We start from the raw sequence: 22,328 nt of genomic DNA, 5'->3' as shown, positions 1-22,328 counted from the left end.
TGCACCTCTCTGTAAGGGCCGGGTATGCCCGGCCCTCCACTCTGCGTCATTGCCCGTCAGCGGGCAACCACCCTACGGCTCTGCTACGGTTCCGCCCTTGACCATCACAATTTTCCCATTCGTCCGTGCAAACGCGGCGGTGTCGCAGGTCGTCACGATGGTCTGGTGCTCGCCCATGCGGGTCAGCAGGTAGGTCTGGCGCTCGTCGTCCAGCTCGCTCAAAACGTCATCCAGCAATAGTACCGGATGCTCGCCGAACAAGTCCCCCACTACCGTGGCCTCGGCCAGCTTCATAGCCAGTACGCAGCTGCGCTGCTGGCCCTGGCTGCCGTAGACCCGGGCGGGCTGACCGTCCAGCAGTATCTCCAAGTCCTCCCGGTGCGGGCCTGCCAGACAGAACCCTGCCCGCAGCTCCGCAGGGCGCATGGCGTGCAGCTTTTCCAGCAGCGCGTCAGCGGTGGGGGCCGGTGTACACATCTGGTAATGCAGTTCCAGCGTCTCGGCTCCGTGGGAGATATCCTTATAATTCTGCGCAGCAATGGGCGCGGCCGCCGCCAGGAATTTGCAGCGGTGATCCATGATAAGTGCACCGTACTCAGCCAGCTGCTCATCGTAGGTATCCAGCAGCACGCCGCCGTTTGGCGTGATATCGTAGCTTTTCAGCAGTGCATTTTTCTGGGCCGTCAGCCGCATATACCGCCGCAGCGCTACCAGGTACGGCCTGTACACCTGGCACAGCGCCGAGTCCAGGAACCGCCGCCGCCCATCCGGCCCGCCTTTGACCAGGCTCAACAGGTCCGGCTCAAACACGACGGCTTGAAAATTCCCGGCCAGTGCCGCCGCGCGGCCAATGTCCGCGCCGTTCAATTTGCCGGTGCGGCCGGGCCGCTGGCTGCCCTTGCTGCCCACGGTCAGGCGGATGGATTTTTCCACGTCCTGTGTCTCAAACGTACCCTCTATGACCGAGAAGTCACAGCCGCGCTGGATGAGTTCGGCGTCCTTCGACCCGCGGAAGCTCTTGCCGCCGGTCAGCAGCCAGACGGCCTCCAGCAGGTTCGTCTTGCCTTGACCGTTGGGGCCGCACAGTACGGTCAAATGCGGGTCCGGGTTTAGTTCTGCATGGGCAATATTGCGATGGTTCGTTAATTCCAGGTGCGTTAAGCGCATTACGCGCCCTCCGCGACCTGCACGGTCTGGCCGTCCAGCTCAACGGTATCGCCTGCGCGGCACTTTTTGCCGCGCATCGTGCAGACCTCGCCGTTGACCTTGACGGCCCCGCCCTGGATCAGCTCCTTTGCCTCGCCGCCTGTCTCGCACAGGCCTGCGAATTTGAGCAGGGCGTCCAGTTTGATAAATTCAGTGTTGATACGAATTTTTTCCATAATCAGCCCTCGTTCTTAAAGCGCACCGGCAAAACCAGATAGATAAAATCCTTGCCGTCCTCGGGCAGGAGCTTGACCGGGCTCAGGGGGCCGTTGATCTCCAGCACCATCTTCTCGCATTTGGAGTAGCGCAGCGCGTCCAGCAGGTAGCGGTTATTGAAGCCGATCTCCACCGCGTCGCCCTCCATCTGCACCGGGGCAAACTCGTCCACGACCTTGCCCAGCGGCGTCTGGCAGCGCACGGTCACGCGGTCCTCGCCAAAGCTGATGCGCAGCGGGTTCTTCAGGCGCTCGGTGATAATCAGCGACGCGCGCTCGATCGTATCGATAAAAGTCTTGCAATCCACGGTGATACGCGTTTTTTTATCCTTCGGGATAACGCTCTCATAGTTGAGGAAGTCGCCCTCGATCAGGCGGCTCATGATGGTATAGCCGTTGGAGGTGAACACGACATAGCGGCGGTTGGCGTCGATCTTCACATCGTCGTCCGCGCCGCCCATGATCTTCAGCAGTTCCTGCAGCGTCTTGGCGGGGATGATGATGCGGATATCGCGGGTACACTCAACATCGCGCTGGATGATGGCCAAACGGTAGCCGTCCAGGGCAACGATGGTCAAGCTGCCTGGCTCAATGACGAACAGCTCGCCGGTGTGGGCGGGTTTCTTGTCGTCCTGGCTGACGGCGTAGATGGTTTTCTCGATCATCTCGCGCAGCATACCGCACTTGACGGTCATGGTGTTGTCGGCGCCGGTCACAGGCAGGCTGGGGTAGTCGCTGGCATTCAGGGCAGGAATTTCAAATTCTGCCACACCACCGCTGATTTTTGCCTGGCCTTCGTCGTTCAGCTCAATGCAGACATCGCCTGCGGGCATACGGTTGATCATGGCGCTGAGCAGTTTTGCATCCAGTACGGTTTCACCGGGTACAAGTACGTTGCATTCAATAGTGGTCGTGATGCCCATTTCCATATCGTAGCCGGTCAAGGTCAGGTTAAAGCCCTCGGCTTTCATGTAGATGCCTTCCAGCACAGGGATGGCCGCGCGGTTGGTGATTGCGCGGGAAACGCCGTCAATGGCACTGGCAAGCAGGGTCTTTTCGCATTCAAATTTCATGGTTTCTTCTCTTTCCGGCTTTTTTGGAAAAAAGCCTCGGCAAAAAACGTAAAATTTACTCTACAATTTGTATAGTTTTTGTTTTCCACAAAATGGCTGCCGTTTGGCCCGGTTGTAGAGCAGTTGTAGCAGGTCCCTATCAGCAGAAACTATTAACTTTGGTAGTAGCAGTAGTAGGGGCTGTTAGTTTGGTGGAAAACTCCGCGGACTGTGATACCTGCGGCAAAAACCGGCCGTGAATTGTTTTGAACAGTCTGTGGACATCCTTGTGGAAAACTCAAAACCCGCGCTTTTTCAACACGCGGCGTGGAGAACTGTCTGTTAAAAACTAAAAACTCTGTGGAAAAAGTTACTTTCTTTGCAAAGAAAGTAACCAAAGAAACTACAAACATTCAACCCGTAAAGTTATCGCCGATAAAACGTTTAATTTTTATTCGCTACTCACTTTACTGGAACAAATATTGAAAGTTCTTTGGTTCCTTTCTTTCAAGAAAGGAATTAGGTGCGGACATTTTTCATGATGTCGCTGCACATCTCTTTCAGGTGCTGGTCGCGGTTGATGTTTTCCTCCATCGTTTTGATGGAATATACCACCGTGGAATGATCGCGCTGGAACTCCTGGCCGATGGCCTCCATGCTCATGCCGGTAACTTCCCGGATAATGTACATCGTCATCTGCCGCGCCGCGCTCACATTCGCATTGCGCTTCTTGCCCCGGATATCCGCCGGCATCACATTGTAGGTGCGGGCAACCTCGTTGAGGATCTTTTCAATCGTCACCGGGATCGGCTGACTGTCGTTCAGCGTGTCCTTGATGGCCGTCGTCGTCACACCGATGCAGGGCTCAATGCCCTCCAGCATATAGTAGGCGTTCAGTTTCTTGACCGCGCCCTCCAGCTGGCGGATGTTCTGCTTCAGGTGATTTGCAATGTACTCGGCCACATCGTTGGGCAGGTCAAGATTGAGCAGCTCGGCTTTGCGTTTGACGATGGCGACACGGGTCTCAAAATCCGGCGGCTGAATGTCGGCGGTCAGGCCCCACTCAAACCGGGTGCGCAGACGCTCCTCCAGCGATTTGATCTCCTTCGCCGGGCGGTCCGACGCGATGACGATTTGCCGGCCATCGTTGTGCAGCGTGTTGAAGGTGTGGAAAAACTCCTCCTGCGTGCTCTCCTTGCCGGCCAGGAACTGGATGTCGTCGATGAGCAGCACATCCGCTTTGCGGTATTTCTGACGGAACTGCTCCATCGTCGCCGTCTTGATGGCGGAAATCGTCTCGTTTGTGAACATTTCACAATCCACGTAAACGATGTTGAAATCCGGGTGATTTTTCTTGATCTCAAACTGGATGGCGTTCAAAAGATGGGTCTTGCCCAGGCCTGACGGCCCATAGATGAACAGCGGGTTGTACGCGCCGGAAGGGTTCGCCGCCACGGCCTGCGCGGCCGCAAACGCAAACTGGTTCGACGGTCCCTTGATGAAATTTTCAAAGGTGAAATCATACCGGCCGCTTGGCAGCGATTTCTCGTCCCGCTGGTCCGCACTGCCGTCGGCCTTCTCGCCGTCCTCCGGCGGGGCCGCCACATAGAGAATTTCCACATCAAAGCCGAGAATGGCCTTGAACGCTTCTTTCAGCAGCGCTGTGTAGCGATCGGATACGATCTTCATCACAAATTCACTGCGCAGTTCCAGCGTGATGGTGTTGGAATTTTCAAAGCTCACGGCCTTGATATCCTTGATGTAAAATGCGTAGGTAGCGTCCGAGGTCTTTTCCTTGCAGTAGGCCTTGACCGCTTCCAATACCTCATTGATGGAATCCATGAATGTCGATACTCCCCACTTCCTGTTTATGATGGAACGCCCTGTGCGGAAAACAGGGCGCAAAAATACTGAATACAGTATACCACAAAATCCGGTTTTAAACAACAGCTATATATAATAAAGTAGAAACTTTTTTGTAAGGGGGAATTGTTGAAAATTTTAAGCGCGGCGGACGGTAAAATTTTTTTGCTGGAAAGTTTTCCACAAGAACTGCGTTTTTCAACAGTAAATAGTACAAAATGTAGTGGATAACTCTTTGTAGCAGCAATTCTTTGACGCGGGAGCGAAAAATTCTGCCCAAAACCTCTTGACAAATAGGTGGTTTATCGCGTATAATCTAACTCTGCAAGGCTGCCCCAGTGTATGGGCGAAGCCCTGAGCAAACAGCCCATACCGGGATTTCAACAGGAGGAATGAAAAATGAAGCGTACTTTCCAGCCCAAGAAGCGTCAGCGCAGCCGCGTCCACGGTTTCCTGAACCGCATGGCTACCAAGAATGGCCGCAAGGTCATTGCCCGCCGCCGTGCGAAGGGCCGTAAGAGCCTGACTGTCTGATTCTATCAGAGATGAAATGAACAAAAGGGTTGCTGATTGTAAAATCAGCAACCCTTTTTTCAAATAATGGCTTTACAGAAAACGGGATTCATTATAATATAGAAGAATAGGAAAAAATAAAATGCCTTCCCCCGAGGGGGAAGCCTTTAGGAAGGAGACCTATGCGTTACCGCACCTTAAATAAAAATTGGCAGTTCAACCGGGTGTATGGCCGGGGCAAAAGCTATGTACATCCGCACTGCGTTTTGTACGTGGCTAAAAACCGGGTGGGCTATACCCGCATCGGGCTGACCGCAACCAAAAAGGTCGGCCATGCCGTGCAGCGCAACCGCGCCCGCCGCGTTATGCGCGCTGCCCTGGCCGAACACTTGTCGCAAAATATCGGCGGATATGATATAATACTCGTAGCCCGCGGCCAGACCCCGCGCTTAAAAAGCACCCAGCTGAGCAAAACGCTGGGCAAGCTCTTCACCAAGGCGGGTCTGCCCGATAAGGCTGCCCCCGCCGTGCCGGCTGCCGAATGATCACACGCTTTCTCATCAAACTTTTGCGCGGCTACAAGCGGTATATCAGCCCACACCTCGGGCATCACTGCCGCTTTGTGCCCACCTGCAGCGAGTACGCCATGCAGGCGCTGGCCACCCACGGCCTGGTCAAAGGTCTGCTTTTGACCACCTGGCGGCTTTTGCGCTGCCAACCATTTGCGAAATTCGGCTATGACCCGGTACCCCCAAAGGGGAGATGGGTCAGCCCGGAACGCAGGCTGACGCGCAGCCGCTGAAAGGCTTCTCCTTTGGGGGAGAAGCTGTCCGCAAAGCGGACTGATGAGGGGAGAACCTCCCATTGCCGCCCCGCAAAGGGGTGGCCGGGCAAGCCCGCCCCTCATCCGGCCTTCGGCCACCTTCTCCCAAGGGAGAAGGCTTCTCAACATTGCTTCTCATGTCTTTGCACTGCGCAGCAGAGACCTACATAAAAATAATGGTCCCGGGCGCAGACGGGGCAGAAGGAAAGGCTATGAACTTTATGTACTTCCTGGCCATATTGATTGGCCCGCTGGTGAAGATCCTGTACAGCTTCATCGGCAACTACGCGGTAACGATGGTCGTTGCCACCCTACTCCTCAAACTGCTGCTCTTCCCCCTGAGCATCCATCAGCAGAAATCCTCGGCAAAGATGGCTGTTTTTCAGCCGCTGATGAATGAAATCCAGCAGAAGTACAAAAATGACCCCCAGAAGCAGCAGGAGGAGCTGATGAAGCTCCAGCAGGAGCACGGCTTCAACCCCATGGGCGGCTGCCTGCCCATGCTGCTGACGATGCTGGTGCTGTTCGGCTTCCTGGGCGTTGTGTACTACCCCGTACACTACATCTTCGGTGTCGATAACACCGCAGTCAAGGCTGCGTGCGAGGCCATCGGCCTGGCAACCACCAATGCGTCCACGATGCAGACCGCGCTGATCCAGGCCATCCACAACGGCGCTGTGATCGACCCGTCCATCATCCCCGCCAACATCGTGGCAGAGATCCAGAACTTCAACACCAGCTTCTTCGGCATGGATATGTGCGATATCCCCGGCTTCCGCCTGGTGCCCATCGCCATCTTCCCGGCCATCGCAGCGGTCACGATGTTCATCAGCTACTTCGTCACCCAGAAGCTCTCCGGTATGGATGCCCAGATGCAGGGCAGCATGAAGGTCATGATGCTGGTCATGAACCTGATGTTCGTCACCTTCTGCTTTAACGCCCCCGTCGGCTTCTCGCTGTACTACGGCGTGTCCAACCTGCTGCAGATCGGCCAGTCCTATATCACCTACAAGATTTACAGCCCCGAGAAGTTCAAGGCCCAGTATGAGGCCGAGCTGGCCGCCAAGCGTGCCGAGCGTAAGAAGAAGCGCACCGTCACGGTCGAACAGAACGGCAAGCAGGTCGAGAAGGAAGTTACCCTGGGCGAGGCCAACAAGCTGCGCCTGGAACGTGCCCGCCAGCTGGAAGCCGAGCTCTACAAAGACGAGCGCACCACCCCGCTGAACAAAGACTAAGAAAAGACGCCGCGCAATCGTAGGGGCGAGCATTGCTCGCCCGCGCCGTTGGCGGCTGTGAGGGAGTGTATCCCCTGCCGCCGTAGGGGCGCATTCTATATGCGCCCGCCCCGCTCCCCTTTGTGATGAACATAACGATAAGAAATAAGAAGGAGGTCCCCCATTATGCGCAGTATGGAAATGAGCGCCAAGACCGTTGAAGCCGCCGTGCAGGCTGCCTGCGAAGCCCTGGGCGTTGACCGTGACGATATCAATGTCAGCTATGAAGTGCTGGAATTTCCCACCCGCAAGCTGTTCAAAACCATCCCTGCCAAGGTTCTGGTAAAGGTTGAGGAACCCGAGGCCGCCCCGGCCCCGGCTGCTGAGGAAAAGCCTGCCGAAGTTTCCACCAAGCCGGCAGAAGTTGTTGAAATCTCCGACGAGACAGCCCCCGAAATCGAGAAAGCAGTCGTTGAGGATATGGTCGAGGCCGCCGAGCTGGCCCCGGTTGCCGAGGACGACGTTGAGATCCCTCTCGATATCGCCGCTGACCCGCGCCTGCAGGCTGCGGTTGACTACCTGACTCCCATCTTCAACCTGATGGGTGTGGAAAACTTCAGCTTCACCGCCGTCAAGAAGGGCGCCGCCACCATCCTGAAAGTCTCCGGCGAGCACATGGGCGCACTCATCGGCCGCCGCGGTGAGACGATGGAGAGCCTGTCCTACCTCGCCAGCCTCGTTGTGAACCGCATGGAAGGCCCCTATATCAAGCTGGGCCTGGATGTCGGCGGTTACCGCAACAAGCGCGAGGACGACCTCTCTGCCCTTGCCAAGCGCATTGCAGACCGCGTCATCCGCACCGGCTGCTACTACGAGATGGAGCCGATGAACCCCTACGAGCGCCACATCATCCACACCGCCATCGCCGATATCGAGGGCGTGCGCAGCGAGAGCAAGGGCGAAGGCCCGGCCCGCCATGTGGTGCTTTACTCCACCGACCCCAACGCCAGCAACCTGCCTGACCGCGACAACGCCCGCAACCAGCGCGGCGGCCGCCGTGACGGCGGTCGTGACCCCCGCCGTGATGGAAACCGCGGCTACCGCGGAAACGGCCCCAGAGGCCCCCGCAGCGGCCGTGACGGCCGTGATGGCGGGCGTGGCGGCTACCGCGGCAATCGCGGCGACCGTGGCCCGCGCTACGGCGGCCCGCGTTCCAGCGTGCCCGCCCGCGACTTTGCCGACCGCCCGCGTGACCCGGATGCCAAGCCGATGGCCCCCAAAACCACCGAGCGCATCCACGACGGTGACGATTTCGCGTTTGGTAAGATCGAGTTTTAAACGAAATTGTTGAAAAAGCAGCCTGACTGTAAAGCCGGGCTGCTTTTTTGGTGGGTGGCAAGGCGGAGGGGCTTTGCCCGCGCCTGATTGTGGACAACTTCCCTACTTTCCACACCGTTTTCCACAACCGTGTTGAAAACTCTTATTTTTCCACCACCCACAACCGGGTATACATTAGGGTCAAAATCCCCAATTATTAACAATATATAGACATGCCCGGGCGCTTATCCCCTATTGGTATGAATTTTCCACCGCAAATTGGGTTTTCCACATGGTTTTTGCACTTTCATCGTGGAAAACTCGGGAAAACTGTTGAAAACTATAAAACAACGATGCATCGCATAGAACAAAGTCAAAACTCGGTGGAAAACCCATATGCACCCTACTTTTCCTGTGGAAAATGTTGAAAACTTCTTTTAGTTGTGGGAATCTGCGGTGGAAAAGTCCAATTTGTTGTTAAAAACCCGTTGTATACAAAAATCCCGCACAGAAACTGTGCGGGATGCTTTTTTTATTCGTGGCGTATCGCTTCCAGGGCGCTGATCTTGACCGCCTTGTTTGCGGGCAGGATGCCGGCCACCAGGCCCACCAGCGTGGCGAAAACCAGCGCTGCCAGCATCAGCCAGGGCGGGATAATGGAAATCGTTCCACCGCCGCCGCCCATGTAGTAGCCGCCGCCCATCAGGCCGGACAGGTCCAGCCCCTGCCCCAGCGTGGACAGGTTGTTCAAAACAAAGCTGGCGATCAGACTGATGCCCAGCCCGATCAGGCCGCCGATGAAGCCGATGGTTGAGCTTTCCAGCAAGAACATCGTGCGGATGTTGCCCAGCTCGCAGCCCAGAACCTTCATGACGCCGATCTCACGAGTGCGCTCGTAAATCGCCATCGTCATGGTGTTGATGATGTTGATAGCCGCCACCAGCAGCGAGACCGCCGCAATGCCGCCGAAAATCATCTGGCTGTTCATGACCTGCTTCTGCATTTCCTCGCGCTGCTGGTTCATCGAGTAGGTGTTCGTGAACCCCAAGTCATGGATGGCTGTTTCAACGTCGGTGACATTGCTCAGATCATCGACCTTGACATAGACCTGCTCGTAGCTCTTGCTCTCCTCCTTGGTCTTGGTCATGTCATTGTAGATCTTTTGCAGCATCTTCATGTCCTGGATGCGCAGCACGATACCGCTCTGGGTCCAGTAGCCCTTGGCACCGTCCGGCTCCAGAACGCCCACGATCTCCAATTCCCAGCTGCGGCTCTTTTCGGTGGAGCCTTCGCCAGTCTTGATGGTCAGGGTCATCTTGTCCTTGTCGATGTCCACAAAGGGCGGCAGCTCTTTACCGTTGGCGTCGGTCTGGCCCTCGTAACGGTAGCGCTTGGGGCTGTTGTAGCTCTTGCGGGAATCCTGAAAGTTGTACCCGGTGGAACTGCCCACCAGCACCTGCAGCTTGGTGGCCTTCTCGCTGGCGGGGGTGTTGGTCGGCCAGCTGCCGCTTTGCAGGGCAAAGCCCATCGGCTCCAAGGCCGTGGGGTCAATGCCGATCAGATTGTAAATATCGGATGTGTAGCGGCCATTGCGCCCGGCTGTAATTTCACCTTCCAGGTTGTAGGCCTGGGCGTAGGGCGTGGCCGCCGCCACATGGGGAATCTGCTTGATGTTGGCGATCGCGGCATCATCCAGATACAGAGGTTTGCCGTCGCTGCCCATCATCGTGCCGTAGCCGTAGATCTGCACCTGGGTCAGGTCGCCCCAGCTCTGCAGCATTTCCTCGTTGGTTTTGGTCTGGGCGATGCCCAGCGAGATCATCAGCACGACCATACAGGTGCCGATGACGACGCCCACCAACGTAAGTGCCGTGCGGCCCTTGCGGCGCAGCAGGTTCCGCGCCGACAGGCTGATTTCATCAGAGATCTTCATCGCTGTCCTCTGCTTCCAGTGCGGCCAGCGCCTTGGCCTTCTTGCGCTTGCGGACCACAACCACGATAATTACCACAACGACTACCGCGCCGCATACGCCGATGAGCACCCACGCCCACACCGGCATACCGGTCTGCTCGGGCTGGACGTCGCCATCCATCGTGGGGTCGTAGAAGTCATCCGTGTTCATCTCCTCGGCGCTGACGGAAAAGTCCTTGGAGACGGTCTGCGGGTTGCCGGAGGCATCCTCATAGTTCAGCGTGATAACGCCGGACACGGTGCCCGCGGCGTCGGGGGCGATGTCAAAATCCACGCTGCCCTCGGTGCCGGCGTTCAGGTTGCCGAGGTACTGGTAGCTGCCCGCGCCCAGATTGGTGCCGGTCAGGCGGGCCTCCAGGTTGGAGACAGGGTTTTTGCCCTTGTTGACGTAAGAAAGGGTGACGCTGCCGGTGTCGCCGACATAGATCGTATCGCTGGACAGCTCCAGCTGGCCGACCTCAAAGCGGTTGGGCTGGCTGATAGGCACGGAGATGGTCGTTGTGCCGGTCACGGCCTTGCCGGTGATAACGCCGGTGCCGCTCATGTTGACGGTAATGTCGGCCACCGTGCCGGTAAAGCCCGCCGACGGCACGACCTGGAAGGTGATATCCCGCATCTGCTTGGGGGAGATATCGCCCACATACAGGGACAGACTGCCGCTGCTCAGCGAGATATTCTCGGGCAGGGTCAGCGAGACGATAACGTCGCTCAGATCCTCGCTGCCGTCGGTGGCGTAGATGCCCAGGGACAGCGGGAATTCGGTGCCCGCCGTGACCTGATCGCCATAGCTGGACGTGCGCACCAGCAAATTGGGCGAGGTGGTCTGGTCCTTGTCCACGCACTGGCCCAGCGTCACGCTGAACTGCTGCAGCGGCTTCGAGGTATCGAGATAGGAAAGGTTGATGGGCAGGGTATTTCCGCCGCCGTTGTAGATGACGTCGCGGAACAGCAGCACATAGCTATAATAATGGTATTGAGCATTGTCAATAATGTCTTGTTTACTGGCGGAACCGTCCCGCACGCGCTGTAAGCGGTCGGGCTGGGGGTCGTCATTGTTGTCGTACAGCTGTCCGATTTCACCGTTGCCGGTATAAGTAAATACGGCAGAATTGATGCGGGCAGAAATTTCTTCCGGCTTGACGCAGTACCGCGTGGATGCGTGGTCAACAACTTTCAAAACGATGTTGATTTTATCGCCGACTTCAATCGTAGAAATCTCACCGCCTGCGGTATCCGTGACGGTATAGGCAGAAACATAGATCCCGGAAGAATTGGAATAGTCGATAGAGGTGTTGCCTGTGCTGCTGGGCAGATAGCTGCTGCTGTTAGAAGAAGAATTGCTGGAACTAGAAGAATTGCTGGAACTGTCTGGGGTATCGTCTGCCAGCACCGGTGCGCACAAGGCCGCCGCCAGTACAAAAGCGGTAAGCAGGGAGAATAGGCGTTTCATGTAAGTTTGAACCTCCGTTTTTTCTTAGGCTTCCCCCTTGGGGGAAGCTGCCGCCCGCAGGCGGCTGATGAGGGGCGGCCTTGCGGTCATTGCCCCTTTTGGGTCGGCTGTGGGGCACGCGCCCCTCATCCGCCCTTCGGGCACCTTCCCCCCAGGGGGAAGGCTTATTTTTGTTCCTTCGCCGCTTCTCCCCCAATATCCAGATCCCCATTCAGATCGGCGAAAAGCGCGTCGCGGTTTTTCTTCTTTGTTTCCTCGTCCTGCACGACATTGGAACAGATCTTGCCGTCCAAAATCGTCACAATGCGGTCGGCACATTCGGCCAGTTCCGGCTCATGCGTGACCATAACAAACGTTACATGGCTGGTTTTGGACATTTCCAGCATCCGGTACAACACCTGCTTGCTCGTGCGGGAATCCAGGTTGCCGGTGGGTTCGTCGGCAAAAATGACCTTGGGGCTGCTGACGAACGCGCGGGCAATGCCGACACGCTGCTGCTGGCCGCCGCTCATTTCAGTGGGCAGATGGTTGGCGCGGCCCAAAAGCCCCATGGCTTTCAGCTCCCTGCGGGCCTTGGTCAGGCGGGTCTTTTTGTCCACGCCCTTGAACATCAGCGGCAGGGCCACATTCTCCGCCGCCGTCATCGTGGGCAGCAGGTTGTAACTCTGGAAGATGAACCCCAAATGCTGCTGGCGGAACGCGGCCAGCTCGTTCTCGGTCATTTTGCTGATCTCGTGTTTGCCTATGTAGACCTTGCCGGATGTTGGCTTTTCCAGCCCGGCCAGCTGGTTCAGCAGCGTGGATTTGCCGCTGCCGGATTGGCCGACGATACAGCAGAACTCGCCTTTTTCTATTGATAAGTCGACGTTATTCAGCGCTACAACGCGCTCTTTGCCGACGGCATAGACCTTGCGCAGTTTCTCTGTATGGATGATAGGTGCCAAGCGCACACCTCCTTATAGCAGTATACAACAGATTGTACCATATTTCGACGAAAAGTGGAAGATAGGGAGTTGTAAAAAGTTTGCGAAGCATATGTAGGGGCCGGGCATATCCGGCCGCCGCAATGCCCCGCGGCGGCCAGAGGACTGGCCGCCCTACTTCCCTTTTTTCTCTCTTTTCTATATAATAGACGGTAACAAGGGGGCAAATGTTACCATGGACTACACAATTCATCCCATCGCAACCATCCACACGGATTTTGCCGATAAATTCGGCATACCGCGGCAGAGCGGACTGGTGCCGGAACTGACGGCCCGCATCGTGTTCGAGCCGGAATACCGCGACCCCAACGCCCTTGTGGGCATCGAGGGCTACGACCGGCTTTGGCTCATCTGGCAGTTTTCCACCGTGGCGGCCGAGTACGCTGCGGGCAAAAGCTGGCGGCCCACCGTGCGCCCGCCGCGCCTGGGCGGCAACGAGCGGCGGGGCGTGTTCGCCACACGCAGCCCCTACCGCCCCAACGCCCTGGGCCTGTCCTGCGTTGAGCTGGCGGGTGTCAAGAACGGCGAGCTGATCGTGCGCGGCGCGGACCTTTTGGACGGCACGCCGATTTTCGACATCAAACCCTACCTGCCCTACGTGGACGCCCACCCCGACGCCCGCGGCGGCTTTACCGACACGACGAAAGAGTATGCCCTGCAAGTGGAATGCCCCGATACCCTTTTGTGCAAAGTGCCGGAGGAAAAGCGCACCGCCCTGCTGGGCGTGCTGAAGAACGACCCCCGCCCTGCCTACCAGCACGACCCGGAGCGGGTGTACGCGCTGGATTTTGGGGGCAATAACGTAAAATTTACCGTGGCGGGGGATGTGCTGACCGTGACGGAAATTTCCTGAAAAATTCCGCAATATGGAACGATATCCCATAAATCGTACTGCAAAACACCCTAAAATCCGCCTGGTTCGTCACTATGGTCAAAATGCACACAACGACTCTAAAAATCTGTGCAACTTTCTGAACAAAACCCCTTTACGAAAAAGGGGGTTTTTGGTACAATAAAGCTATGCAAAAGCGTTTATCTGGAACTATGCCCGGAGCAACATTGGGGCACGTGCCAGGCAGCGCTGGATTTGTGCGGCCCTGACAACCGCACAGCTCTATAATGCAAAACTCTAATAAAAACGGAGGAAAGAAAATGCCCAGAGCTAAACAGTCTATGGACGGCAATACCGCCGCGGCGCACGTAGCTTATGCGTTCACCGATGTGGCTGCCATCTACCCCATCACCCCCTCCAGCCCCATGGCCGACACCGTTGACCAGTGGAGTGCTGCAGGCCTGAAGAACATCTTTGGCAACCAGGTCAAGGTCGTCGAGATGGAGTCCGAGGCCGGCGCCGCAGGCGCTGTCCACGGTTCTCTCGGTACCGGTGCTATCACCACCACCTTTACCGCTTCCCAGGGTCTTTTGCTGATGATCCCCAACATGTACAAGATCGCCGCTGAGCAGCTGCCCTGCGTCTTCGACGTTTCTGCCCGTACCGTTGCTACCCAGTCCCTGAACATCTTCGGTGACCACAGCGACGTTATGGCTGTTCGTCAGACCGGCTTTGCCATGCTGGCCGAGAGCAACCCCCAGGAGGTCATGGACCTGTCCCCTGTTGCTCACCTGTCCGCTATCGAGGGTCACGTTCCCTTCGTGAACTTCTTCGATGGTTTCCGTACCTCTCACGAGATCCAGAAGATCGAGAAGTGGGACTACGAGGACCTGAAGGAAATGTGCAACATGGAGGCTGTCGAGGCGTTCCGTGCCAAGGCCCTGAACCCCGAGCACCCCAAGATGCGCGGTTCTCACGAGAACGGCGACGTCTTCTTCCAGCATCGTGAGGCCTGCAACCCCGCTTACGAGGCTCTGCCTGCCGTTGTTGAGAAGTACATGGCCAAGATCAACGAGAAGCTGGGCACCAACTACGACCTGTTCAACTACTACGGCGCCGAGGACGCTGACCGCGTCATCATCGCTATGGGCTCCATCTGCGACGTTGCAGAGGAAGTTGTTGACTACCTGACCGCCAAGGGCGAGAAGGTCGGCCTGGTCCTGGTCCGCCTGTATCGTCCCTGGGTCTCTTCCGCTCTGCTGAAGGTCCTGCCCAAGACCGTCAAGAAGATCGCCGTTCTGGACCGCACCAAGGAGCCCGGCTCCCTGGGCGAGCCCCTGTACCTGGATGTCGCCACCACCCTGCGTGAGGCCGGCATGAACGACGTCGTCCTGACCGGCGGCCGCTACGGCCTGGGTTCCAAGGACACCCCGCCGTCCAGCGTCTTTGCTATCTACACCGAGCTGGAGAAGGATGCCCCGAAGCCCCGCTTCACCATCGGCATCACCGACGACGTGACCAACCTCAGCCTGCCTGAGGTCAAGCCCGCTCCCATCACCTCCGCCCCCGGCACCAAGGAGTGCAAGTTCTGGGGCCTGGGCGGTGACGGTACCGTCGGCGCCAACAAGAACTCCACCAAGATCATCGGCGACCATACTGACAAGTACATTCAGGCTTACTTCCAGTATGACTCCAAGAAGACCGGCGGTGTCACCATCAGCCACCTGCGTTTCGGCGACAAGCCCATCCGCAGCCCCTACTACATCAACCAGGCTGACTTCGTTGCCTGCCACAACCCCGCTTACATCCACATGGGCATGAAGATGGTCCAGGACGTCAAGCCGGGCGGTGTCTTCATGATCAACTGCCAGTGGACCGATGCCGAGCTGGATGAGCACCTGAACGCTGCCGACAAGAAGTACATTGCCGACAACAACATTCAGCTGTACACCATCAACGCTATCGATAAGGCTATCGAGATCGGCATGGGCAAGCGCACCAACACCATCCTGCAGTCCGCCTTCTTCAAGCTGGCCGACGTCATGCCCATCGACGATGCTGTCGAGTACATGAAGGCCGCCGCCAAGAAGAGCTACGGCAAGAAGGGCGACGCTGTTGTCCAGATGAACTGGAAGGCTATCGACGCCGGCCTGGACGCTGTCCATAAGGTCGAGGTCCCCGCTTCCTGGTCCAACCCCGCTGCTGACCCGGCTCCGAAGGCCCTGAAGGGACCCGAGGCTCTGGTCAAGCAGATCCGTGACGTTATGGAGCCCATCGCTCGTATGGACGGCGACAGCCTGCCTGTTTCCGCCTTCGAGGGCAACGTCAACGGCGAGTGGGAGCAGGGTGCTTCCGCTTACGAGAAGCGCGGCACCGCTGTCATGGTTCCCGAGTGGAACGCTGAGAAGTGCATCCAGTGCAACCAGTGTGCCTTCGTCTGCTCTCATGCCACCATCCGTCCGTTCTGCCTGACCGCTGATGAGGCCGCCGCTGCTCCCGAGAGCACCAAGCTGGCCGACACCAAGCCCAAGGCAAGCGCGTACAAGTTCACCATGGCTGTGTCTCCTCTGGACTGCATGGGCTGCGGCGAGTGCGTCACCGTCTGCCCGACTGCTGCTATCGAAATGAAGCCGCAGGAGAGCCAGGCCGACCAGCAGGCTGCTTTCGACTACTGCGTCGAGAACATCCGCAAGAAGGACAACATCCCCGGCGTTGTTTCCGAGGTCTCTGTCAAGGGTTCTCAGTTCAACCAGCCGCTGCTTGAGTTCTCCGGCTCCTGCGCAGGCTGCGCCGAGACTTCTTACGCCCGCCTGATCACCCAGCTGTTCGGCGAGAAGATGTTCATCTCCAACGCTACCGGCTGCTCCTCCATCTGGGGCGGTACTGCTTCTATCAGCCCGTACACCACCAACAAGGCTTCCGGCCACGGCCCCGCATGGATCAACTCCCTGTTCGAGGACAACGCCGAGCACGGCCTGGGCATGCAGATCGGTTACGAGACTGTCCGTGAGAACCTGATCACCAAGGTCGAGGCTCTGAAGGGCAAGTCCGCTGACCTGGATGCTGCCATCGAGAAGTTCCTGGAGACCAAGAACAACACCAAGGCCAACGACGCTCCCGCCAAGGCTCTGGTCGCTGCTCTCGAGGCCGACGGCAGTGCCGAGGCTGCTGAGATCCTGAAGGATAAGCAGTACCTGGCCAAGAAGAGCTTCTGGATCTTCGGCGGCGACGGCTGGGCTTACGATATCGGTTACGGCGGTCTGGATCACGTCCTGGCTTCCGGCCACGATGTCAACGTCATGGTCTTCGACACCGAGATGTACTCCAACACCGGCGGACAGGCTTCCAAGGCCTCCAACATCGGTGAGGTCTGCCAGTTCGCTGCTGCCGGTAAGGAGATCAGCAAGAAGTCTCTGGCTGAGATCTGCATGACCTACGGCTATATCTATGTTGCCCAGATCGCTCTGGGTGCCAACATGGCCCAGGCTGTCAAGGTCATCGCCGAGGCTGAGGCTTATCCCGGCCCCTCCCTCATCATCGGCTACGCTCCCTGCGAGCTGCACGGTGTCAAGGGCGGCATGACCAACTGCCAGAACGAGATGAAGAAGGCTGTTGCTGCCGGTTACTGGAACCTGTTCAGCTTCAACCCCGCTGCCAAGGCAGAGGGCAAGAACCCCTTCACCCTGACCTCCAAGGCTGGCGATATGTCCAAGTATCAGGACTTCCTGGCCAACGAGACTCGTTACAGCCGTCTGGCTCGCGCCTTCCCGGATCGCGCCAAGGCCCTGTTCGAGAAGAACCAGGCTGCCGCCGATGCCCGTTACGAGCACCTGACCAAGCTGGTCGACCTGTACAAGTAATTTGTAAGGTAGCATAAAAATTGCGCCCCACGCTGCAAAGCGTGGGGCGCTTTTTTGTTGGGCGGGGATGTAGGGGCCGGGCATGCCCGGCCCGCAGCTTTTTCATCGCATCCCTTTTATAATTTGCATTGTAGAGAGGGGTCTTGACCCCTCCGCGGCGGGCAGAGGACTGCCCGCCCTACAAGGTGAAGGTCCGTAGGGCGGCCAGCCCTCTGGCCGCCGCGGAAGTGAGCGGCAGCGGAAGGCTCCCGGGTCATATCCGTAGGGGCGGATTCTATATCCGCCCGCCGTCCCCTTACCTCACACCGGCCTCAGCACCAACTCCAATCCGTCTTTCCCCCAGCCGAAATCGGCGGCCGCATACCCGCGCTCCAACACGCGGGGCAGCGCCGGGTCGGCCAGATGGCAGCGGCGCAGCGGGTCACGCCATTGGGCTAACCCCCGCGCTGAAAAAATCAACATCTGGTCGGCCCCGGCCATCGGGCGCATCCCGCGCAGGGTCAGCCCAGTGGAGAGATACTGCGCACACAGGTCATCACACGCCTCCGGGTGTTCCAAGTCCAGCGGCAGCACGGCCCAGACGTGGTAGCTGGCATAGCGCTCGGTGGCCCAGCGCAGCGCCAACCGCAGAAAATGCCGCAGCTGCGTGTAATCGCTGCGCAGCACCGGCGGCGTCAGCACCGCGCCCTGGCCGTCGGCCCCATAACCGGCGGCCCGCAGGCTGGTGGGAAGCGGGTCGTCCGCATAGAGTGGCAGCAGCGCGGCGGCGGCCTGCAATTCCCCCTGCCCGGCGTAATCTCCCACGATCTGACCTTCCTCCAGCGCCGGATGAAGGCTGGGCAGCAGCGGCAGCCCGGTATCCCCGGTCAGCTCCCGCAGAGCCCCGGCGTGGCTGGCGGTCAGTACGCGGGCGTCAAAAGTGTTGGTACGTTCCAGAGTTTGCAGCATAAGTAAAATTCCCTCCGTAAAAAGTCATTACAGCCCTTATTATAAGGTACGGCGGGCATAAAAAATGTCGCATCCCGGGGTGGGATGCGGCATTTTTTAGCGATGCTGAGCTTTGCGCTTTTCGTTGATCAAATCCTCAAAACTGCGCTGCTTTGTAAAAAAACGCTTGTACGGGTTTTCCGGCAGCGGCGGGGTGCTGGGCTTGGGCTGCACCTTTTTCCGCAGATGCCCCTTCAGGGGCGGCAGCGCCCGGCTCATTCGGCGGCGGTGGAAACAGCCCCTGCGGTCAGGGTGTCCCACAGCTCGGCGCAGCCCTCGTAGGTGGCTGCCTGCTTTTCATCCCAGACGCCGCGCCGCCCCACATACAGGGTAGCCAGCACGCTCTGGTTCGTGCCGGTGGCGTCGTCCACCAGGGTGTAGCCGTCGTAGTCGCCCAGCTCCAGCCCGGCCAGCACCGGACAGTCGGTCCAGCGGTAGACCATCTCGGTCCAATCGGGATTGGCAGTGTCGGGGTCATCGGGCACGGTGCCGTCCAGGTATTGCAGCGCACCGGTGCTGCTCTCAAAGGCGGCGGGATCCTCCAGCAGGAAGATATAGGTCTTACCGCCGCTGGAAAGCTCGGCGCTCAGCCGGGTGACACCGGCCATCTGGTTGTAGGCGTCGGTGTTCACATTGTCGGCGTCAAAATCCACGTTGTAGGTGTCCACCTGCACCACGACCTTGCCGTCGCCGTTGGTATCCTCGCAGAAGGGCGTCAGCGCGTCCTGCAAAGCCGTCACGGTGTCGGCGGGCAGGTCATGGGTGCCCACATAAGCGACCTGCACGTCGGGCCGGGTCTGAAAGACGGTATCCTTGATGATCCAGATGCCAAAGAACGCGCAGAGCACCACGATCACCACGATGCCCCAGTGGTAGTGCCACCAGTTGGCGGCCTTTTCGGTTTTGGTGTACTCGCGCGGGGGTTCCGGCGTCTGGTTGTAAGTTTCGGTGCTGTCTTTCGTGACCCAAGCCATAGTGTGGATACACTCCCTTTATAATATCTTTCCTATTATACCACAAATCGACCGGGAAAATTGTAAACTTATTTTGACCACGCCTTGCAAGAGGAGTAAAAACAGGGTATGATAAACTTATAAATGTATAGAGGAAAAGCCTCCCTTGTCAAAGGGAGGTGGACGCCGAAGGCGGCCGGAGGGATTCCGTGACGGTTGCCTTTATGCCCGCAGGAATCCCCCAGTCCGCTTACGCGGACAGCCCCCTTTGACAAGGGGGCCTTTACGCTACGAAAAAAGGGAGAACCACCATGTCCAACCAACCTGAAACCAACGAAACGCCGGCCACCGGCTATACACCTGCGCCGCGCAAGGTCGGACTGCCGCGCTTTTTTGAACTGCTCGGCCGCGACCTGTGGGCGTTCTACCGCGCCAGCTTTCTGTGCCTGCTGGGCTTTCTGCCCGGTACGGCGCTGGCGGTTTTCGGCCAGATGGGCGGCTCAGCGCTGCTGACCGTGCTGGGCGGCCTGATCGGCGGCCTGATCGGCGGGCCGTTCTTGTCCGGTATGATCGATACCACGCTGCGCGCCTTGCGCGACGAGCCGGGCTACTGGTGGCACACCTACAAGCGCGCCTGGAAACAAAACTGGAAGCAGAGTCTGCTGCCCGGTGCGCTGCTGGGCCTGTTTGTCGGCAGTTGGAGCTGGATGCTCCGCGCCCAGGCCGCGGCGGGCAACACCAGCACGATGATGTGGGTCGCCTCGCTGGCGGGCATCTTTGTCTGCACAGGCTTTTTCAGCTGGCTGCTGGCCCAGGTGCCGCTGGTGGATCTGCCGCTGCCCCAGCTTGCCAAAAATGCCGGGCTGATGTTCTTCGGCTTCTTCCCCCGCACGCTGGCGGCGGCGCTGCTGCTGGCCGTCTACTGGGGGCTGACGCTGCTCTACCTGCCGTTTACCATCATCACATTGCTGGCCTTCGGCTTCTGGCTGCCGGTGGTCATTGCGCTGATGATCCTGTACCCTGGCCTCGACAAGGTATTCAAGCTGGAAGAGACCCTCAGCGCTCGCCGCGACGCCGAAATCGAGGAGCGCATCGCCGAGAGCCAGCCGACGTTCCACAACAAATAAGGGGGCCGGGCTATGGAGAGAAACACCGTTCTGCTGCGCGAGACCGAGGCGTTCATGCGCGGCGAACTGGACAACGTGACCGTCTCACAGAACAGTATCGTACTGGATCTGGTGCAGGGCAGCTATGTTCCCTACGGCTGCTACACCAGTGCGCCGATTTCGATGCCGGTGTTCGATGCGCTGCGGGTCAGCTGGAACGCGGCCTCGCCCAGGGGCACGGCTGTGGAGGCCCAGGCCCGCGTACTGGTGGACGGCAACTGGACGCCCTGGGTGGGCTTTGGCAAATGGAGCCCCTACCTGCACCGCGAAAGCCCGGCTTATCAGGAGCGCGGGCCGGTGCAGCGCTGGCCCGCCCACCTGCAGCTGGACAGCAAGTATGCCACCCAGGCCCAGCTGCGCATCTACCTGTATTCCAAGGATGAAAAGGCCACCCCCGCTGTCACGCTGCTGGGGGTCAGCACCCATGTGGTGGATGTCATCCCCGCCCGGGGCCGCCCGGTCAACGCCCGGCTGCACCTGATGCCCTATGCTGCCGCCCGCCGCACTCCCGCGCTGCGGCCCTGGATGGATCTGGCAAACTGCCTTGCCAGCCTGACGAACCGCTGGGGCGCCGACCTGCTGCCCGAGGAATTTGCCCAGGTGCTGCGGGACTGGCGCGCCCCCGACGACTGCGACCCCCGCAACCTGAGCTTTGCCGCTGCGGCTGCCGCCCAGTGGGGCTTCCCCGCCTGGGTGGCCTACGGCGATCTGGCCCTGCTGCGTGCCGAGGCCCGGGCCGGGTGCGGCGCGGTGGTGGGGCTGCAATCCTCGCCGGAACAGATCGCCGCCGGTGCACCCGAGCGCCGCTTTGCCGCCGTGCGCGGCTTTGCGTCCATCGACGGCAGCCCGAAAGTGCTGCTCTGCGACCCCTGGGCCAGCGGGAACGATTTTGACTGCGAGACCGATATGCCGCTGGATGATTTCATGGTTGCGTGGGACAACCTGGCCCTGCTGATGCGCCAGCGCAAAAACAATACCTCACCGCTGGGCCGCACCCGGTGCAGCGTCTGGCTGCGCCCGGTGGGTACCGATGCGCCCGGCGTCTACCACATGTACATCAACGGCGAGGAGCACCTGCTGGCCGATGATTTTTGTGCCAGGGGCGGCGTGTTGGCATACAGCCTGCCCGACGCCCAGCCCCATGCCACCACCGCCCACCGGCAGTTCACCTATGTGGAGCCGGCCCAGGGCGGCATCCTGCTGGAACGCGGCGACACCCCGCGCAAGTACACGGTCTACGCCATCGACTCCGCCGGCGGTATGCTTGTTGGCGACGTGACGGTGTAAGGAGGACGCTATGAAACTGTTGATCGCATCGGATATCCACGGCGCGGCGGGCTATTGCCGCCAGCTGTTGGACGCCTGGGACCGCGAGGGGGCCGACCGCCTGCTGCTGTTGGGCGATGTGCTCTACCACGGCCCGCGCAACGACCTGCCGCCCGACTATGCCCCGAAAGAGGTCATTGCCCTGCTGAACGCGCGGAAGGACAAAATTTTCTGTGTGCGCGGCAACTGCGACACCGAAGTGGACCAGATGGTGCTGGAATTTCCGATCCTGGCCGATTACGCGGTGTTCACGGCGGGCCAGCGGCTGGTTTACGCCACCCACGGCCACGTGTACAACACCGCGCACCTGCCGCCGCTGCAAGCGGGGGATATCCTGCTGCACGGTCATACCCACGTGCCCGCATGGCAGGCGTTCGGCAATGATAACTATTACCTCAACCCCGGCTCCACCTCCATCCCCAAGGAGAACAGCGCCCACGGGTATATGACGCTGAAAGACGGCGTGTTTACGTGGAAAACGCTGGACGGGGAGAAGTATCACGAAGTAAAAGTGTGACCGCAGGGGCCGGATATGCCCGGCCCCTGCAAAGAACAAGGCGTAGGGAGCGGCGTCCTCGACGCCACGCAGCAGGGGC

The 22,328-nt window shown here is 58.9% G+C and carries 19 protein-coding genes; 10 read left to right on the top strand and 9 right to left on the bottom strand.

All coding sequences use genetic code 11. From position 1 onward, the window contains the following. Nucleotides 1-72: 72 nt before the first annotated feature. From recF to dnaA, 4 genes are all read right to left on the bottom strand, one after another. Nucleotides 73-1,167: a DNA replication/repair protein RecF gene (recF, locus tag ACZO0A_RS05290; protein ID WP_215692643.1), complete on the bottom strand. Its 1,095-nt coding sequence runs from the start codon at nucleotides 1,165-1,167 to the stop codon at nucleotides 73-75. Then, complete coding sequence (locus ACZO0A_RS05285) at nucleotides 1,167-1,382, bottom strand: RNA-binding S4 domain-containing protein (protein WP_215692645.1); 216 nt, start codon at nucleotides 1,380-1,382, stop codon at nucleotides 1,167-1,169. The genes recF and ACZO0A_RS05285 overlap by 1 nt, the downstream gene beginning before the upstream one ends. A gap of 2 nt (nucleotides 1,383-1,384) precedes the next feature. Beyond that, nucleotides 1,385-2,494, bottom strand: a complete 1,110-nt coding sequence (gene dnaN / locus ACZO0A_RS05280) for a DNA polymerase III subunit beta (protein ID WP_215692647.1) — start codon at nucleotides 2,492-2,494, stop codon at nucleotides 1,385-1,387. A 498-nt stretch (nucleotides 2,495-2,992) separates the two neighbouring features. Beyond that, entirely contained in the window at nucleotides 2,993-4,315 is a 1,323-nt protein-coding gene (dnaA, locus tag ACZO0A_RS05275) for a chromosomal replication initiator protein DnaA (RefSeq protein ID WP_291211885.1), read from the bottom strand. 420 nt (nucleotides 4,316-4,735) lie between these two features. Between dnaA and rpmH the strand changes: the two genes are divergently transcribed. The 5 genes from rpmH to jag all read left to right on the top strand — a co-directional run bounded on the left by rpmH (nucleotide 4,736) and on the right by jag (nucleotide 8,224). Further along, nucleotides 4,736-4,870, top strand: coding sequence for a 50S ribosomal protein L34 (gene rpmH, locus ACZO0A_RS05270; protein ID WP_078785104.1), 135 nt, complete (start codon nucleotides 4,736-4,738; stop codon nucleotides 4,868-4,870). A 161-nt stretch (nucleotides 4,871-5,031) separates the two neighbouring features. Continuing rightward, a complete protein-coding gene (rnpA, locus tag ACZO0A_RS05265; RefSeq protein WP_215692651.1) occupies nucleotides 5,032-5,394 on the top strand; it encodes a ribonuclease P protein component in 363 nt (120 codons plus the stop codon). After that, complete coding sequence (gene yidD / locus ACZO0A_RS05260) at nucleotides 5,391-5,651, top strand: membrane protein insertion efficiency factor YidD (RefSeq protein WP_291211892.1); 261 nt, start codon at nucleotides 5,391-5,393, stop codon at nucleotides 5,649-5,651. The genes rnpA and yidD overlap by 4 nt, the downstream gene beginning before the upstream one ends. A gap of 233 nt (nucleotides 5,652-5,884) precedes the next feature. Next, complete coding sequence (locus tag ACZO0A_RS05255; protein WP_484083486.1) at nucleotides 5,885-6,907, top strand: YidC/Oxa1 family membrane protein insertase; 1,023 nt, start codon at nucleotides 5,885-5,887, stop codon at nucleotides 6,905-6,907. Between the two features lie 165 nt (nucleotides 6,908-7,072). Continuing rightward, complete coding sequence (jag, locus tag ACZO0A_RS05250) at nucleotides 7,073-8,224, top strand: RNA-binding cell elongation regulator Jag/EloR (RefSeq protein WP_291231694.1); 1,152 nt, start codon at nucleotides 7,073-7,075, stop codon at nucleotides 8,222-8,224. Nucleotides 8,225-8,735: 511 nt separating this feature from the next. Here the strand turns inward: jag and ACZO0A_RS05245 are convergent. From ACZO0A_RS05245 to ACZO0A_RS05235, 3 genes are all read right to left on the bottom strand, one after another. Next, on the bottom strand, nucleotides 8,736-10,136 hold the full coding sequence (locus ACZO0A_RS05245; protein ID WP_337808414.1) for an ABC transporter permease: 1,401 nt from the start codon (nucleotides 10,134-10,136) through the stop codon (nucleotides 8,736-8,738). Next, the gene (locus ACZO0A_RS05240; RefSeq protein ID WP_486846138.1) at nucleotides 10,123-11,625 is read right to left on the bottom strand and encodes a COG1361 S-layer family protein; all 1,503 of its coding nucleotides are present in this window, start codon (nucleotides 11,623-11,625) and stop codon (nucleotides 10,123-10,125) included. The genes ACZO0A_RS05245 and ACZO0A_RS05240 overlap by 14 nt, the downstream gene beginning before the upstream one ends. 164 nt (nucleotides 11,626-11,789) lie before the next feature. Then, nucleotides 11,790-12,575, bottom strand: a complete 786-nt coding sequence (locus ACZO0A_RS05235) for an ABC transporter ATP-binding protein (protein WP_337757674.1) — start codon at nucleotides 12,573-12,575, stop codon at nucleotides 11,790-11,792. A gap of 208 nt (nucleotides 12,576-12,783) precedes the next feature. Here ACZO0A_RS05235 and tsaA point away from each other — a divergent pair, with 208 nt between their 5' ends. Next, nucleotides 12,784-13,461 carry a tRNA (N6-threonylcarbamoyladenosine(37)-N6)-methyltransferase TrmO gene (tsaA, locus tag ACZO0A_RS05230; protein ID WP_302375870.1) on the top strand — a complete coding sequence of 226 codons (678 nt, stop codon included), beginning with the start codon at nucleotides 12,784-12,786 and terminating at the stop codon, nucleotides 13,459-13,461. A gap of 299 nt (nucleotides 13,462-13,760) precedes the next feature. Continuing rightward, nucleotides 13,761-17,300 (top strand): pyruvate:ferredoxin (flavodoxin) oxidoreductase, encoded by a 3,540-nt coding sequence (gene nifJ / locus ACZO0A_RS05225; protein ID WP_215692667.1) that lies wholly within the window; start codon nucleotides 13,761-13,763, stop codon nucleotides 17,298-17,300. Nucleotides 17,301-17,600: 300 nt separating this feature from the next. Here the strand turns inward: nifJ and ACZO0A_RS05220 are convergent, their stop codons facing one another. Together ACZO0A_RS05220 and ACZO0A_RS05215 are read right to left on the bottom strand one after the other, a co-directional pair. Then, the gene (locus ACZO0A_RS05220) at nucleotides 17,601-18,248 is read right to left on the bottom strand and encodes a hypothetical protein (protein ID WP_291212764.1); all 648 of its coding nucleotides are present in this window, start codon (nucleotides 18,246-18,248) and stop codon (nucleotides 17,601-17,603) included. Between the two features lie 254 nt (nucleotides 18,249-18,502). After that, a complete protein-coding gene (locus ACZO0A_RS05215) occupies nucleotides 18,503-19,261 on the bottom strand; it encodes a hypothetical protein (RefSeq protein WP_291212762.1) in 759 nt (252 codons plus the stop codon). 290 nt (nucleotides 19,262-19,551) lie between these two features. Here ACZO0A_RS05215 and ACZO0A_RS05210 point away from each other — a divergent pair, with 290 nt between their 5' ends. Genes ACZO0A_RS05210 through yfcE form a run of 3 tightly spaced genes read left to right on the top strand, consistent with a single transcriptional unit; the run spans nucleotide 19,552 to nucleotide 22,249 of the window. Beyond that, nucleotides 19,552-20,367, top strand: coding sequence for a DUF624 domain-containing protein (locus ACZO0A_RS05210; protein WP_291212759.1), 816 nt, complete (start codon nucleotides 19,552-19,554; stop codon nucleotides 20,365-20,367). A 12-nt stretch (nucleotides 20,368-20,379) separates the two neighbouring features. After that, nucleotides 20,380-21,693: a hypothetical protein gene (locus ACZO0A_RS05205; protein WP_302375873.1), complete on the top strand. Its 1,314-nt coding sequence runs from the start codon at nucleotides 20,380-20,382 to the stop codon at nucleotides 21,691-21,693. Nucleotides 21,694-21,703: 10 nt separating this feature from the next. Next, nucleotides 21,704-22,249: a phosphodiesterase gene (gene yfcE, locus ACZO0A_RS05200; RefSeq protein WP_291212753.1), complete on the top strand. Its 546-nt coding sequence runs from the start codon at nucleotides 21,704-21,706 to the stop codon at nucleotides 22,247-22,249. Nucleotides 22,250-22,328: the final 79 nt, after the last annotated feature.

The sequence above is a fragment of the Gemmiger sp. genome, assembly GCF_057431175.1.
Note: the sequence above shows the minus strand (reverse complement) of the source record. Positions and strands in the feature narration are given on the sequence as shown.